This window comes from Limnochorda sp. LNt (genome assembly GCF_035593265.1).
Classification (GTDB): Bacteria; Bacillota; Limnochordia; order Limnochordales; family Geochordaceae; genus Geochorda; species Geochorda subterranea.
This window is the reverse complement of the sequence record NZ_CP141614.1, coordinates 202,811-216,567: the sequence shown is the minus strand read 5'-3', so window position 1 is coordinate 216,567 and position 13,757 is coordinate 202,811. Positions and strand designations below refer to the sequence as shown.

At 73.5% G+C, this 13,757-nt stretch carries 12 protein-coding genes; 5 read left to right on the top strand and 7 right to left on the bottom strand.

Annotated features, from left to right (window positions below; genetic code table 11):
- Positions 1–97: 97 nt before the first annotated feature.
- Entirely contained in the window at positions 98–733 is a 636-nt protein-coding gene (locus VLY81_RS01110; RefSeq protein WP_324669182.1) for a TlpA family protein disulfide reductase, read from the top strand.
- Positions 726–1,508, top strand: coding sequence for a cytochrome c biogenesis CcdA family protein (locus VLY81_RS01105; protein ID WP_324669181.1), 783 nt, complete (start codon positions 726–728; stop codon positions 1,506–1,508). Before VLY81_RS01110 ends, VLY81_RS01105 begins: the two co-directional genes overlap by 8 nt.
- Here the strand turns inward: VLY81_RS01105 and VLY81_RS01100 are convergent.
- Together VLY81_RS01100 and VLY81_RS01095 are read right to left on the bottom strand one after the other, a co-directional pair.
- Positions 1,480–2,139 (bottom strand): DUF502 domain-containing protein, encoded by a 660-nt coding sequence (locus tag VLY81_RS01100; protein WP_324669180.1) that lies wholly within the window; start codon positions 2,137–2,139, stop codon positions 1,480–1,482. The two genes, VLY81_RS01105 and VLY81_RS01100, sit on opposite strands and share 29 nt — an antisense overlap.
- A gap of 22 nt (positions 2,140–2,161) precedes the next feature.
- The gene (locus tag VLY81_RS01095; protein ID WP_324669178.1) at positions 2,162–5,155 is read right to left on the bottom strand and encodes a hypothetical protein; all 2,994 of its coding nucleotides are present in this window, start codon (positions 5,153–5,155) and stop codon (positions 2,162–2,164) included.
- Between the two features lie 89 nt (positions 5,156–5,244).
- Here VLY81_RS01095 and VLY81_RS01090 point away from each other — a divergent pair, with 89 nt between their 5' ends.
- Positions 5,245–5,733 (top strand): DUF2203 domain-containing protein, encoded by a 489-nt coding sequence (locus VLY81_RS01090; RefSeq protein ID WP_324669177.1) that lies wholly within the window; start codon positions 5,245–5,247, stop codon positions 5,731–5,733.
- A gap of 31 nt (positions 5,734–5,764) precedes the next feature.
- Here the strand turns inward: VLY81_RS01090 and lpdA are convergent, their stop codons facing one another.
- From lpdA to VLY81_RS01070, 4 genes are all read right to left on the bottom strand, one after another.
- Positions 5,765–7,216 (bottom strand): dihydrolipoyl dehydrogenase, encoded by a 1,452-nt coding sequence (lpdA, locus tag VLY81_RS01085; protein WP_324669176.1) that lies wholly within the window; start codon positions 7,214–7,216, stop codon positions 5,765–5,767.
- Between the two features lie 61 nt (positions 7,217–7,277).
- Positions 7,278–8,510 carry an NAD(P)/FAD-dependent oxidoreductase gene (locus VLY81_RS01080; RefSeq protein ID WP_324669174.1) on the bottom strand — a complete coding sequence of 411 codons (1,233 nt, stop codon included), beginning with the start codon at positions 8,508–8,510 and terminating at the stop codon, positions 7,278–7,280.
- 92 nt (positions 8,511–8,602) lie between these two features.
- Positions 8,603–9,217: a cob(I)yrinic acid a,c-diamide adenosyltransferase gene (locus VLY81_RS01075; RefSeq protein WP_324669173.1), complete on the bottom strand. Its 615-nt coding sequence runs from the start codon at positions 9,215–9,217 to the stop codon at positions 8,603–8,605.
- The gene (locus tag VLY81_RS01070; RefSeq protein WP_324669172.1) at positions 9,214–10,176 is read right to left on the bottom strand and encodes a S1C family serine protease; all 963 of its coding nucleotides are present in this window, start codon (positions 10,174–10,176) and stop codon (positions 9,214–9,216) included. Before VLY81_RS01070 ends, VLY81_RS01075 begins: the two co-directional genes overlap by 4 nt.
- A 282-nt stretch (positions 10,177–10,458) precedes the next feature.
- Here VLY81_RS01070 and VLY81_RS01065 point away from each other — a divergent pair, with 282 nt between their 5' ends.
- Positions 10,459–11,541, top strand: coding sequence for a diacylglycerol/lipid kinase family protein (locus VLY81_RS01065; protein WP_324669170.1), 1,083 nt, complete (start codon positions 10,459–10,461; stop codon positions 11,539–11,541).
- Positions 11,542–11,569: 28 nt separating this feature from the next.
- A complete protein-coding gene (locus VLY81_RS01060; RefSeq protein WP_324669169.1) occupies positions 11,570–12,349 on the top strand; it encodes a hypothetical protein in 780 nt (259 codons plus the stop codon).
- Here the strand turns inward: VLY81_RS01060 and VLY81_RS01055 are convergent.
- Positions 12,316–13,746: a Sapep family Mn(2+)-dependent dipeptidase gene (locus tag VLY81_RS01055; protein WP_324669167.1), complete on the bottom strand. Its 1,431-nt coding sequence runs from the start codon at positions 13,744–13,746 to the stop codon at positions 12,316–12,318. The genes VLY81_RS01060 and VLY81_RS01055 overlap by 34 nt on opposite strands.
- Positions 13,747–13,757 lie beyond the last annotated feature (11 nt).

Here is a 13,757-nt window from a genome sequence, read left to right as displayed (position 1 = left end):
TGGTATTACCCCTGCCCGTACCAGCACTACCCTGCCTATTTGCCCGGCGAAAGGCCGTAGGCTAAAATGCCCCTGAAAGGTGGGGTATGGGCTCCGCATGCGGTCGCCCGTGTTGACGGCCCGTCTCGTCCCTCTCGTGATCTCCGGCGTGCTCGTGCTGGGCTCCGCCGCCGCGGTGTGGTACGTCGGCCCCGGCAGGGGCCCCAGCCGCCCGTTGGGCGGCCCTGGCGGCGCGGCATCGCCCGAAGCCATTGTATCAGAAGGGCCCGGGGCGAGCCTGACCACCTCCGCCGCGCCCGTCGGCCTGCCCGAGATCGGCAGGCAGGCGCCCGACTTCACCCTGACCGACCTCGAGGGCCGGGCCGTGAGGCTCTCGGATCTGCGGGGCAAGGCGGTGCTCATCAACTTCTGGGCTACGTGGTGCCCGCCATGCCGGGAGGAGATGCCCCAGATCGAGGCCTTCTACACGGCCCACCGCGACCAGGTGGAGGTGCTGGGGATCGCCGTCGGCGAATCCCCCGAGCAGGTACGGGCGTTCCTGGCGGAGCACTCCTACTCCTGGCGCTTCATGGCCGACACCGCCATGAGCGTGACGGACCAGTACCGGGTCTTCGCCATCCCCACCTCGTACTTCATCGACGCGCAGGGCATCGTGCGGGGCTCCTTCATGGGCGCCATGACCGCCGACCAGATCCGGGCGTTCGCTCGACAGGCAGGTGTCGGCGTTGACTGATCTGAGTCCGGCCTCCGGGGCGCTGGCCTTCTCGGCGGGCCTGGTCTCGCTCCTCTCTCCGTGTGTGCTGGCGCTGATGCCGGCGTACGTGGGCTACCTGTCGAGCTCCGCCCTGTCGGGCTCGGGCCGGTGGTACCTCATCGTGCGCAGCGTGCTCTTCGTGCTGGGCTTCTCCACCATCTTCGTCCTGCTGGGGGCCTCGGCCACCGCCCTGGGACGCCATCTCTGGGCCAATCGGGTCATCCTGCGCCAGCTGGCGGGGGTGCTGGTGGTGCTCCTGGGCCTTCACCAGCTGGGGCTGTTGCGGCTGGGCTTCCTGGACGTGGAGCGACGCCTGATGCACCGCCTGCCCTCCGGGCCGGGTGCGGAGGCGCCACCGGCCTCGTCCGAGGGAGGGCTGGCAGGCGCCCTGCGGCGCCTCATCCGTGGCCCGTGGGGGGCCTTCGTGGTGGGCATGGCCTTCGCTGCCGGCTGGTCGCCCTGCGTGGGCCCGGTGCTGGCCTCCATCCTCGTGATGGCCGGCACCGCCCAGACCGTAGGGGTCGGCATGGGGCTCTTGGCGCTCTACTCGGCCGGCATGGCCGTGCCCTTCCTCCTGCTGGCCGCCGTCATGCAGCGCGGCTCGCCGGCCGTCGCGCGGTGGCTCGGGTGGTGGGGCCCCTGGGTCGAGCGCGCCAGCGGCGTGCTGCTCATCCTGATCGGGGTGGCGCTTTACACCAACTTCTTCCTGCGCCTGCCCGGCTACCTCAACTATTACCAGTGGTTTGGCCTGTGACGGGCTCTGCACGGTTGGGGCTCGGCGGGCCGCCAGGGCGGCGCGGCGTCGAGTTGGTCAGGACGCCCCCCGAGATGATGTAGCGAAATGCCTCGTCGACGGTGACGTGGAGCACCCTGCACTGGCTCCTGGGCAGCATCACCACCCACCCGCTGGTGGGATTGGGCGACGTGGGCACGAAGACGGACCACAGCTCCTCGCCGACCGCCTCCGTCGCGGCCGCCGGCGCGTCGGTGGACGTGACGAACCCGACGGTGTAGAGTCCCCGCCGCGGATACTCCACCAGCACCACCCGCTGGAAGGCGGCCTTCTGCCCGCCCGCCAGGACGTCGACGATCTGCTTGGCGGTGGAGTAGACGCTACGCACGACCGGGATGCGCTCCAGGAGGCTCTCGCCCCAGCCGATGAGCCGCCGCCCGATGACGTTGGTGGCGACGGCCCCCACCGCCACGGTCAGGGTGACGGTCAGCAGCGCTCCCACCCCCGGCACGTACCGGCCGATCAGGTGGGGGAGGAGGCTGCGCCACAATCCGTCGAGCAAGTTGAAGCCGAAGGCCAGCGCCCAGATGGTGACGATGACGGGCAGGAGCACGACGAGCCCGGCGATGAACCAGCGGCGGATCACCCGCATCGGATTACCTCCCGCCGCTATGTTAGCGTGCCTCCAACCGCAGGTACCAACGCGTCTCGGGCTCCGGCGCGAAGCCCTGGGCCAATCCCAGCCGCACCACCAGGCCCACCCGGCCGTAGTCGAGGCTGAGCCGCAGCCTCACCTCGGCTCCCGCTCCCAGGGCGGGTGAGCCCGGAGAAGGCTCCAGCGCCAGGTGCGCGCCCGGCGGCCGACTTGGATCGGCGCGGTCCCAGCCCGCCGCCGCCTCGGTGAAGAGGGCCAGGCCCAGGTCGTCGAAGAACGTCGGGGCGTCGCCCAGGCCGAAGCGGAAGTCGGCGAGGCGCCAGGCCCGCTCGGCCGACAACCCCACGGCCACCGCGTCAGCCGAGAAGATGCCCGAGTCGTACGCCCGGACGGCGAAGGGCCCCGATTCGCCGCCGCCCGGCGGGAGGAGCTGCCTCCCGCCCACGCCGGCTGCCAGCCGCACCTCGAAGGATGTCCCGTCGATCCGCTGGCGGACGTACCCCCAGCCCGCCACCAGCGCCGACGCGGCCAGCGGGTCGACGGGGTCGGCTGCCTCGAGCACGGTCTCGCCCTGGAGCGACCATTGCCGCACGCTCGCCCAGCGGTGCTCGCCGCCCTGCCGGTAGCCCAGCCAGCCGGCCACCAGCCGGGTCTCGCGCCCGCTCTGGGCCCAGGGCTCTCCCGAGGAGGCCTCACGGATCCACGAGCGCACGGCGCCGACCGACGCCTGCCAGCCGCCCCCGAAGCCCCCTCGCTGCCAGCGTAGATCGGCGGCCACGGCGGCCACCTCGTCGTAGGGGTCCCCCGGCTGGGCGCCCGTGGGAGACGACGCGTGGACCTTGGGCGTCACCGACGTCTCGAGGGTCAGCACGGGACCCCGGCCGTCGCCGAGCAGCCGGGCGTAGCCCGCGTAGAGCAGCGGCGCCCCCGTCGCCAGACCCACCGCGCCGGCCAGGGCGTACGCACGCTCGCCCACCGCGTCGAGCCCCCCGGTGGCCGCCCCCAGGAATGGCCCCGGCCACCTCTCCCCGATGAGGGGCTCCCAGTAGGTGGGGCGCAGCGACTCGAAGGGGGTGTACGGCCCGATGCGCCACGACGCCGGGAGCGAGTCGACGGCGGGCGCCGCCGCGTCCTTGGGCTCGGGGGTCCACGCCGCATCCGGCGCCGGAGCCCGGGGGCGTTGGACCGCCTCCCATCGCAGAGCGGAGGCATCCAGCCGGGCGATCCGGTAGCCGTGAGCCCAAAACCAGGAGAAGAAGACGCTTTGCCCATCGGGTGCCATGACCGGGTCGAAGGCCCCGGTCACCACGTTGGTGAGCCGCCACGTCTCCCCCGACGCGGGGTCGATCGCGTAGAGATTGTACACGCCGTCTCGGTCCGAGTGGAAGAGCAGGTGCCGCCCGTCGGGGCTCCAGCTCGGCCGGTCGTCCACGAAGGGGTCATCGGTCACCGGCTGCACCCGGCTCACCGCCACCCCGGGGCCGGCCGCCGGATCGCGGGGGCTCGGCGACGAGCTGAGCCAGAGCACCAGCAGGTCGGAGCCACCCCCTGGCTTCCAGACGGCGAGCGCCAGCCGATCTCCTTGCGGGCTCCAGGCCAGGCTGAGCAGCTGCCAGCCCTGCGGCGGCTCCCACAGGACCCGCTCCGCACCGGTCGGATCCCGCACCACGACCCGGGTCGTCAGCCCGTCGCGGGCGGCGTACGCCACGAGGCCTCCCGGGCCCGTGGCAGGGGCGTAGGCCCTCCGCCCGTGCGTGAGCCGCTGCACGCGGCCGGTGGCCACCTCGACCTGGTAGAGATCCGAGTAGACCCGGCCCTCGACCTCGTCCGCCGCCGCGTAGATCACGTAGCGGCCATCGCGGCTCCAGTCGAGCCCGCCCGGCGCCGTGACCAGGCCCAGGGCCAGCTGCCGGTCACGCCCCGTATCGAGGTCCACCAGTCGCACGTCCTCGACGTACGGCCCGGAAGCCGCATAGGCCAGCAGGCGTCCGTCGGGCGAGAGGCGCGGCGACACGGCGACCCAGGCCCCCGATCGGGCGGCCGCCTCCACCAGGGTCGGCTCCGTCTCGCCCGCGGCCCGGATGGTGGCGATCTCGTCCTGGTAGTGCCGCTCCAGCTCCTGGCGCATCTCGCGCCACAGGCTCTCGAGCTCCTGCCCGAGGACCCGGCGCACCACCTCGCCGGGCATGGTCAGGCCCGAGACTGCGGCGAAGCGCTTCTGCAGGTCACGGATGCCCTGCTCCCCGTAGCGGTCCGCCACCAGGGCGAACCACGTGTAGCCGTACAGGTACACGTGGGCCCCGGGCTGGAAGTGGCCGAGGTCGTAGAGGCCCAAGGCCCGGTCGATATCGGGCAGGGCCGACTCGAGCACAGCCGCCCGCAAGAACATGTCGTAGAGCGGGTCCTCGCCCCGCCCCCCCTCGACCAGCTGCGTCTCCTCGAAGGTGGCCAGCCCCTCGATGAAGGCCATCGGCTGGAAGAGGTTGGGCGTGGCGAAGCGCGGCACGTGGCCGAAGATCTGCCGCATGCCCCGGGCCGGCCCCTCCGCCATGTCGAGGTGCACGGCATGGACGACCTCGTGGGTGACCACCAGCTCGAGCCAGTCCCGCATGCGCGGGCTCAGGCCCGTGGAGTAGCCCAGGCCCACCGGGAAGGCCGGGTAGATGACGATCCGGTTGTAGTAGGAGACGTCGGTGAAACCGTTGGACAGGTCCGTCACGTCCATCAGGGTGACGTGGACGGGGTCCCGGGGCGCGTGACCGAGGCGGTCCGCCATCGCGTCGAGGGTCGCCTCGGCCGCCCTGGCCGCCTCGATGGCCGCCACCTCGTAGCCTGGACGGAAGTGGATGCGCACCCGCGGCGTCGAGAGGGTGAGCCAGCGGGACCCGGCCGCTCCGGCGGGCGCGGCGCCCGCCGTCAACGCCATGGCCAGGAGGGCCGCCAGCAGCCATCGCCACCCGGGACGCCCTGCCAGCGCCCCCAGGCCAGGGTACCCGTGGCCAGAAGTGCCCATGGTGGATGGATTCTGGCAGGGCCGGCGGCTTCCTTCCCCGGCTGGCGTTGCCGGACGTTCCCTTGTTGCGACGAGGGGCCCACCGTACAATGTCCATGTGGAAGGGGTGCGATGACCCCGTGGCGGCCCGCCGCCTGTTTACCGTCGCCGATGCCAACGCCATGCTCCCCTACTTGACGGAGGCCATGACCGAGCTCCGCCGGCTCTACCGCGAGAGCAAGGCAGCCCACCGGGAGATCCAGCTCTGCGAGGCCGTGGGGCAGGGTCCCGACGGTCAGTGGATCATGGCGGTCGACCACGCCAGGGCCACCGCGCGGCTCGACCACGCGGTGGAGCGGATGAGGGCCCTCATCGAGGAGGTCCACTCTCACGGGTGCCAGATCAAGCACCTGGAGGTGGGCCTGGTCGACTTCCCCGCCCGGCTCTTCGGGCAGGACGTGTTGCTGTGCTGGAAGCTGGGCGAGCCCTCGGTCCAGTACTACCACGGGCCCACCGACGGCTACGCCGGGAGACGTCGCATCCCGAGCGACATCCTGCGGCGGGCCTCCCGCCCCCGTCGATCCGACCCTTCCCGTTGAGCGGGCCCCGTGGCCGCTACTTCCCGACTGGTCAGCTTCTCGCCAGGTGGATGGGATGGCCCTCCAGGGCGTGGGCGGCCTCCGCGACGGCCTCCGAGAGGGTCGGGTGGGCGTGGATGGCCTCGGCCAGCTCCCCCGCCGTCGCGCCGAACCGGATGGCCAGCACGCCCTCGTGCACCAGCTCCGTGGCGCCCCGGCCCAGGATGTGGAGGCCCACCACCTCGCCCTGCCCGGGCGGCTCGGCACGCGCCAGGATCTTGACGAACCCCTCCGGCTCCATCTCCACGTGGGCCCGGCCCAAGGCCCCGTAGGTGAACCGGCCGATCCGGACGGGGATGCCCTCGGCCCGGGCCTGCTCCTCGGTCAGGCCGGTCCATGCCACTTCCGGCGACGTGAAGACCGCCGACGGCACCGGGGACGTGCCCCAGGGGCGCCCGGGCCGCCCCGCCGCATGCTGCGCGGCGATGAGCCCCTGTGCCGAGGCCGCGTGCGCCAGCTGAGCGAGCCCGTTGACGTCGCCGATCGCGTAGATCCCGGGACGCGTCGTCTGCATGTGGCCGTCCACCTTGAGCGCGCCCCCGGCCAGCTCGAGGCCCAGCTGATCGGGCCGGAAGCCGGAGAACGACGGGCGGCGCCCCACGGCCAGGAGCACCAGCTCACCCTCGGCGTCGCCTGCCTGGTTGGTGGCGTGGCTGTAGCGCACCCGCTTGACCGGTCCCCAGGGGCCCTCGGGGCCGGCGGCCTCGATGGCCTCCACCCTCGCCCCCGTCACGATCCGGATGCCTGCCCGCCGCATGCTCGCCGCCAGCCGGCGCGAGATCTCGCCGTCGGCGACGGGCAGGATGGACGGGAGCAGCTCCAGCAGGGTCACCTCCGAGCCCAAGGCCCGGAAGATGCTCGCGAACTCGCACCCCACGATCCCGCCGCCGATGACCACGAGCCGGGGTGGCAGGGACGTCGCGGCCAGGAGCCCGTCGCTGTCCACCACGCCCGGCAGCTCGACGCCAGGGATGGGGAGCCTCACCGGCTGCGAGCCCGTGGCCAGGATGAGGCGTGGAGCCGTCAACACCGAGACCCCACCGCCCGGGCCCTCCACCTCCAGGCGGCCGTCCGCCTGTAGGCGGCCCTCGCCGGGCACCACGTCGACGCGGTTGACCCGCATGAGCTGCTCCACTCCCCGCACCAGGGTCTCGACCACCCCCTGGCGCCACCGGAGCATGGCCGCGTAGTCGAGTCCCGCCTCCCCGACCCGGATCCCGAGCCGCTCGGCCCGGCGCGTCATGGTGAGCGTCTCGGCGGCCTTGACCATGGCCTTGGTGGGGATGCATCCCCGGTTGAGGCAGACGCCACCCAGCCGATCCCGCTCCACCACCGCGACCCGCATGCCGAGCTGCGCGGCCCGGATGGCCGCCACGTACCCGCCGGGGCCACCCCCGAGCACCACCAGGTCATAGGTGCGCACGGACCCGTTCTCCGCCGCCACTCTCGCCACCCCCTCGGCCAGGCTGGGCAGCCCCCCGCCGCCGCATGCGCCGCGCCGGCCGTCACTGCACGTGGAGCAGGGCCGCTCGCTCGCCGGCCGGCACGGGTGTCTTCTCCCGGATCATCTGCTTGAGGGTGCGCCGCCCGGCGCGCTCGCCGATCATGACCGCCCCCACCAGGCGATCGCCCTGGAAGAAGAGCCGGCGGTAGTTGCCGCTCTCCATGTCGAGCGAGGAGACCGTCGCGAGGTGGGGGTCGACCTCGGTCGTCATGCCGAGGACGTACAGCGTCGAGTCGAACAGCGTGCTGGTGTAGCTGGGCACCTCCAGGTAGGGCTGGCGAGCCCCCAGCATGTTGGCGGCGGCCACGCGGCCGTGGGTGGAGGCGTTGTCCCAGGTGCCCATGGTATGGTGGCGGTCGATGAAGCCGTCGTAGAACTCCGCCACGTCGCCCGCGGCGAAGATGCCCGGTACGTTGGTCTGCAGATAGGCGTCCGTGACGACGCCCTTGCGGACCTCGACGCCGGAGCCCTCCAGCCACTCGGTGTTGAGGGTCAGCCCCAGGCCACAGGCCACGATGTCCGCCTCGATGGTGCGCCCGGCCGTCGTCACGACGCCGCTCACCGCCCCCGCTCGCACCAGCAGCTGCGCGACCTCCTCGCCGTGGATCACCTCCACCCCGTGGGCGTGGGCGATGGCATCCACCAGGCGTCCGCCATCCTCGTCGAGGACCCGGCGCAGGAAGTAGGGGCCCCGCATCAGCCAGACCACCTCGAGCCCCTGGCGGCGCAGCCCCTCCGTCAACTCGTAGGCGATGTAGCTGCCGCCCACGGTGACGGCCCTTCGGGCCCCCCTGACCAGATCCAGGATGGCGCGGGTGTCGTCGAGCGTCTGGAAGTAGACGAGGCCCCGTGGCCTCGTCTCCGCACCGGACGCCTGCAGGGCGTTGGGCCTGCCGCCCGTGGCGATCAGCAGCCGGTCGTAGACCAGGGCGCGGTCGTCCGAGGTGTAGACCACCCGTTCGCGCGGGTCGACCCGCACGACCCGTGTCGAGAGCAGGAGCTCGTAACCGGCCTTGACGTGGTGCTGCGGGTCCCGCATGAAGACCTTGCTCTCCGGGACGTCGCCCCGCAGGAGCCGGGGCAGCGCGACCCGGTTGTAGAGCGGATAGGGCTCTTCGGCGACGACGGTCACGGAGACCGAGGGTCCCGCCTGTCGCACCACGGTCTCGGCGGCCAGCGTCCCTGCGACCCCGTTTCCCACCACGACGACCCGCTTGACGTCGGATGCATCCAAGGGTGGCCGTTGCCTCCTCCGCCTGCCGTCGCCCCAGCACGACGCGGCCATGGTCTTCGACAAACGTCCGCTTAGGTTCGTGTGGGCCCCGGCTATTCCTGCCGAGGACGGGATGGCGCGGCGTCGCCCGACCCGGGGCTCCAGGGGATGTCGCCGATGCCCTGGACGTGGTTGGCCCACCGCGCCAGCACGAAGAGGAGGTCCGACAGCCGGTTGAGGAACGCCAGCACCTCCGGGCGCACGGGCTCCACCGCACTGAGGGCCACGACCCTGCGCTCGGCCCGGCGGGCCACCGTGCGCGCCGTGTGCAGGGCGGCTCCGGCCCGCCCTCCTCCCGGCAGGACGAAGGTGCGCAGGGCCGGCAACCGCTCGTCGTGGACGTCGATCTGGGCTTCGAGCCAGGCGATGTCGGCCGCTCCCACCATGGGCACGGCCGGTGGGGCCGGCTGCTGGGGGTCGACCGCCAGCTCGGCGCCCACGTCCAGCAGGCGGCGCTGTATCCGTTGCAGGACCGGCACCAGGCCGGCCAGGACGGGGACCGCGGCGCACTCGGCCCGGGCCCAGCCGAGGTGGGCGTTGAGCTCGTCGACGGCACCGTAGGCGTCGACCCGCGGGTGATCCTTGCGCACGCGCCGGGGACCCAGCAGGCCCGTCTCGCCCGTGTCGCCCCCGCGCGTGTAGAGGCGGGCTCGTCCCGTGCGGCTCATCGCGCCGTTCGCACCTCGCCGTAGCGCCCCAGCACCATCGGCAGGCGCAGCGTCCCGTCACCCCGCAGGACGTCGAGCACCACCCGCTCACCGGCGGCCCGGCGCCCCAACTCCCGCCGCAGCGCCTCCAGCCCCTCGACCGGTCGGCCGTCGATGGCGACGATGACGTCGAGAGGCTGCAGACCCGCACGCTGGGCCGGGCTGCCGAGAGCCACCTGCAAGACCAGCACGGCCAGCCGGCCCTCCTGCTGCCCCGCGGGCGCCTCGAGCCACTGGTCGACGGCATGGATGCCGAGCCAGCCCGACTGCGCCTCACCGGTGCGACCGTGGCGCGCCAGCAGGTCGCGGACCGCCGAGACGGGCACGGCGAACCCGATCCCCTGCGCCCCCAGGATCACCGCGGTGTTGATCCCCACCACCCGGCCCCTGGCGTCTACCAAGGGCCCCCCGGAGTTGCCCGGGTTGATGGAGGCGTCGGTCTGGATCAGATCGGCCATGAGGCCGCTCGGGGTCTGGAGGGTGCGTCCCTTGGCGCTGACGACCCCGGTGGTGACGGTGGCCTCCAGGCCCAGCGGATTGCCGATGGCGATGACGAGCTGCCCGACCCTGAGCGCCTCCGAGTCGCCCAGCTCGGCCACCGGCAGCGCCTGGGCCGGCAATCGCAGCAGCGCCAGGTCATGGGCCGGATCCTGGCCCAGCACCGACGCGGGCAGCGTCCGACCGTCGCGAAGGGTGGCGAAGAGGCGCTCGGCGCCGGCGACGACGTGGTGATTGGTCACCACCAAGCCCTCGGGCGACACGATGACGCCCGACCCGATGCCCTCGCGCCGGGACGGCCACGGGCCGTAGAAGGGGGTGCTCTCCTTGCGGCTGGCGATGCGCACCACGGCGGGCGAGACCCGGTGCACCGCACGGGTGACCGCCTCGGAGAACGCATCCAGGAGCGGCTCGTCGGACATGTGGGGTCGACCTCCTTCCCCCGGGAGGGCATCCACCGGCGAAGGTGCAAGCGGACGGCGCCGTCGCCCGGCGTCGAGCCGACCCGGCGGGTTTGACCTTTTTTGACCTTTCGGGGGCATTATAACCCCGCGACCGGGCCGGGTCAATCGAGGCAAGGCCGTCTCCTCCGGCCGCCCGCCCGGTCGACCAGGAGGACGGCGCGCGCACGGTGAACCTCACCGGCGTTTGAACGGGGGCGCTCGGGGGACATGCTTAACCGGCAGGCAGGTGGAGGCGAGCCCGTGAACGAGCTGCTCTTCGTCGTCAATCCCGTCGCCGGGCACGGCCGGTCCCTGCGCGTCTTCGCCCGGCTGCGGGCCGTGCTGGAGAGGGTGCCGGGCGTGCGCTGCGTCGTATGGCACACCCGCGGCCCCGGCCACGCCAGGGAGCTGGCCGAGCGGGCGGCCCTCGAGGGGTACGGCCGCATCCTGGCCGTCGGTGGAGACGGCACGGTGCACGAGGCCCTCAACGGGCTCATGGCGCTCTCGCCCGCCGCGCGGGGCCGGATCGCCTTCGGCGTGGTGCCCGCCGGCTCCGGCAACGACTTCGCGCGAAACACGGGGATCCCCCGGGATCCGGCCGCGCTGGCGACCCTCCTTGCCAGCGGCCCGGCGTCCCCCATGGACGTCGGCGTGGTCAACGGCCACTACTTCGCCAACGTGGCAGGTGTCGGGTTCGATGCGGAGGTGGCGCGGCAGGCCAACCGGCTGCCCAAGTTCGTGCCCGGGGCGCTGACCTACGTCTTCGCGGCCCTCTGGACCCTCAGCCGTTACCGCAACGCCGCCGTGCGCATAGTGCTGGACGGAGAGATCCTGGAGCGGCGGGTGATGCTGGTGGCGGTGGGCAACGGGGCCGGATACGGCGGCGGCATGCGGATCTGCCCCGGCGCCAGGATGGACGACGGGACGTTTCGGGTCGTGGTGGCCGGCGATCTCCCCAAGCCCAGCGTGCTCTCCCTGCTCCCCAAGGTCTTCTCCGGGCGCCACGTCGAGCACCCTCTGGTCGAGGTGTACGACGCCCGTCACGTCCGCATCGAGGCGGAGCGCCCCCTGGCCGTCCAGGCCGACGGGGAGATCGTGGCCGCAAGCCCCCTCTCCCTGGAGGTGGTGCCGTCGGCGGTCCGGGTCATCGGCCTGCTCGGCCGTTCGTCGGATGCGACGACGAGGGACCACGCGGCGACGGCCTGGGCGCCGCGTTCCGCGGACGAGCCGCCGACAGCCGGCACCTCGCCCGCACCCGGCCCGGGTCCGGTGGTCGAGCGGCCTGTCGCCGACCCTCACCAGGACGGCCGGGTCGACACCGGCCGCCGCGTCGACATCGCCTGAGCGCGGCTGGCGAGCGGATGGAGCGGGCATGGATGGCGTGACCCTCTGGGCCATCGGTGGCGCCGCGCTTCTCATGGAGGTGTTGATGGCCCTGGCCTCCGTACAGCTGACCCTGCGCTGGCGGGCATGCGTGCGGGAGGTGGGCCACCTGGCCCTGCAGGGCCACCTCCGCTGCCTCTTGCTGCACGTGCGCCTGCGGGGCGCGCTGGTGGCCGCTCCCAAGCTGGTGGGCGGGCGAGCCTCGGGGCGCGTCCGGCTCGTGCCGGCTCTGGGACCCCTCACCGTGCGAGCCCTGGCCATGGAGCGGCGGATGCCGGCCGTCTCACCACGCCCCGCCAAGGGCCCGCACCCCTCGGAGGAGCCTCTTGCCTCGCCCTCCCGGCAGACCGGGCCCCGCGGCCGGCGCAAGGCCTCGCCCGCCCGGTGGCGGCGGCAGGCTGCGGTCGCCTTCACCGGCGCCCTCAAGGGCCGCCTCGCCACCCCCCGCCTCTGGGTAGCGGTCAAGTGGGGGGCGGCCGACGCCGCGGCGGCTGCCATCGGGGCCGCCTCGCTCCAGGCACTCCTCTCGGCCGCCCTCGCCCGCCTGGTCCGGCTCGGCAACCGCGTCAGCCCGCCGCCCGCCTGGTGGTCCGGCCCGCCTACGGCCAGGCGGGCCTCGAGGCGCGCGGCAGGCGGTGGTGGAGGTGCGGGCCGTGGTCGTCATGCTGGCGGCGGCCCGCGCCGCGCTGGCCGCCGCCCGGGCGGCGCTGGCGGGCCCGTCGCCGAACTCCGCCCTCAGCGGGCGAGCTCCCACAGGGCCGCCGCGTAGATGCGGGCCAGCCGCTCCAGCCGGTCCAGCTCGACGTACTCGTCGCGCTCGTGCGGCACGATGCCCGAGAAGGGCTCCACCGGCCCGAAGGCCACCGCCGTCGGGAGGAGGCGGGCGTACGTGCCGCCCCCGATGGCGAGCGGCGGCAGGTCGTCGCCGGTCTGGCGCCGGTAGACCCCCAGGAGGGTGCGCACGAGCAAGGAGTCCTCGGGCACGTGGTGGGGCGGGTCGTCGGAGACGGCCACGATCCGGCCGCCCAGTCCTCGCACCGACGACTCGACCTTGGCCACCAGCTCGTCGGCGCGCCGCAGGCTGACGGGGTACCGCACGTCGAAGGTGGCCACCAGCTCCTCGCCGGCGAGCCGCAGCACCCCGAGGTTGCACGTGAGCACGCCCGAGACGTCGTCGCGCGCGAAGATGCCCAGCCCCTGGCCGTGCAGGCCCGCCCCCGCCCCGGCCAGGAAGCGCAGGGCGCCCGTCGGATCCAGCACCCGCCTGTCGCCGTCGGCCTCCACCAGGCAGGCGAGCAGCTCCACCACCGCGTTGAGGCCCTTCTCGGGCGTGCTGCCATGGGTCGCCCGGCCCCGGCTGTGCAACTTGAGGACCCCGTCGCCCTCCACCGCGACGGCACCCCGACGACCGGCTGCGGCTGCTGTCAGGCGGTCGCGCCAGGCCCGCGCCTCGGCGGCGGAGCCGAAGGCCAGCTCGGCCTCGGCCTCGTCGGGCACCACGTTGGGCCGGCTGCCGCCTCGCAGGCCGACGACCACACCGGGCGCAGCCGGCAGGGCGACGGTCAGGTTGAGGATCCCCTTCTCGGCGAAGACCACCGGAAAGAGCGCGTCCGGAGCGAAGGCCAGCTCGGGCCGGGGCTGCCGGCTGAAGTAGTGGCGCAGACAGGCGAAGCCCGTCTCCTCGTCGCCACCCACGATGAGGCGCAGCCCCCGGCGCACCGGGGCGCCGACCGCGGCCAGCGCGGCCAGTGCGAAGAGGGCGGCCATGGTGGGGCCCTTGTCGTCGATGGCGCCGCGCCCGTACAGGCGTCCGTCCCGGATGACCCCGCCGAAGGGAGGGACGCTCCAGCCCGTGCCGGCGGGCACGACGTCCACGTGGGCCAGCACCCCCACCAACGGGGAGGGGGGACCCCAATGAGCGTGGATGGCGTAGCCGTCGACGCCCAGCGTCTCCAGGCCGAGCCGGCTGGCCAGCTCCTGCACGTAGGCGAGGGCGCGCTCCACCTCCTCCCCGAAGGGCTTGCCGGGCTCCGCCGGCCCCTCGACGGACGGGATGCGCAACAGCTCCGCCGTCTGCTCGACGAGGTCGTCGCGGTGGCGGCTCAGCCATGTCATGGCCGCCGCCTCGACCGGGTCGGGTGCGGCCGGGGTCGCTGGGTCGGGCATGTGACGCTCCA

What these genes read in the sequence shown, in the direction of transcription:
- VLY81_RS01110 (WP_324669182.1), top strand. Translation starts at nt 98, where the DNA reads ATGCGGTCGCCCGTGTTGACGGCCCGTCTCGTCCCTCTCGTGATCTCC.
- VLY81_RS01100 (WP_324669180.1), bottom strand. Translation starts at nt 2,139, where the DNA reads ATGCGGGTGATCCGCCGCTGGTTCATCGCCGGGCTCGTCGTGCTCCTG.
- VLY81_RS01095 (WP_324669178.1), bottom strand. Translation starts at nt 5,155, where the DNA reads ATGGGCACTTCTGGCCACGGGTACCCTGGCCTGGGGGCGCTGGCAGGG.
- VLY81_RS01090 (WP_324669177.1), top strand. Translation starts at nt 5,245, where the DNA reads ATGTCCATGTGGAAGGGGTGCGATGACCCCGTGGCGGCCCGCCGCCTG.
- VLY81_RS01075 (WP_324669173.1), bottom strand. Translation starts at nt 9,217, where the DNA reads ATGAGCCGCACGGGACGAGCCCGCCTCTACACGCGCGGGGGCGACACG.
- VLY81_RS01070 (WP_324669172.1), bottom strand. Translation starts at nt 10,176, where the DNA reads ATGTCCGACGAGCCGCTCCTGGATGCGTTCTCCGAGGCGGTCACCCGT.
- VLY81_RS01060 (WP_324669169.1), top strand. Translation starts at nt 11,570, where the DNA reads ATGGATGGCGTGACCCTCTGGGCCATCGGTGGCGCCGCGCTTCTCATG.
- VLY81_RS01055 (WP_324669167.1), bottom strand. Translation starts at nt 13,746, where the DNA reads ATGCCCGACCCAGCGACCCCGGCCGCACCCGACCCGGTCGAGGCGGCG.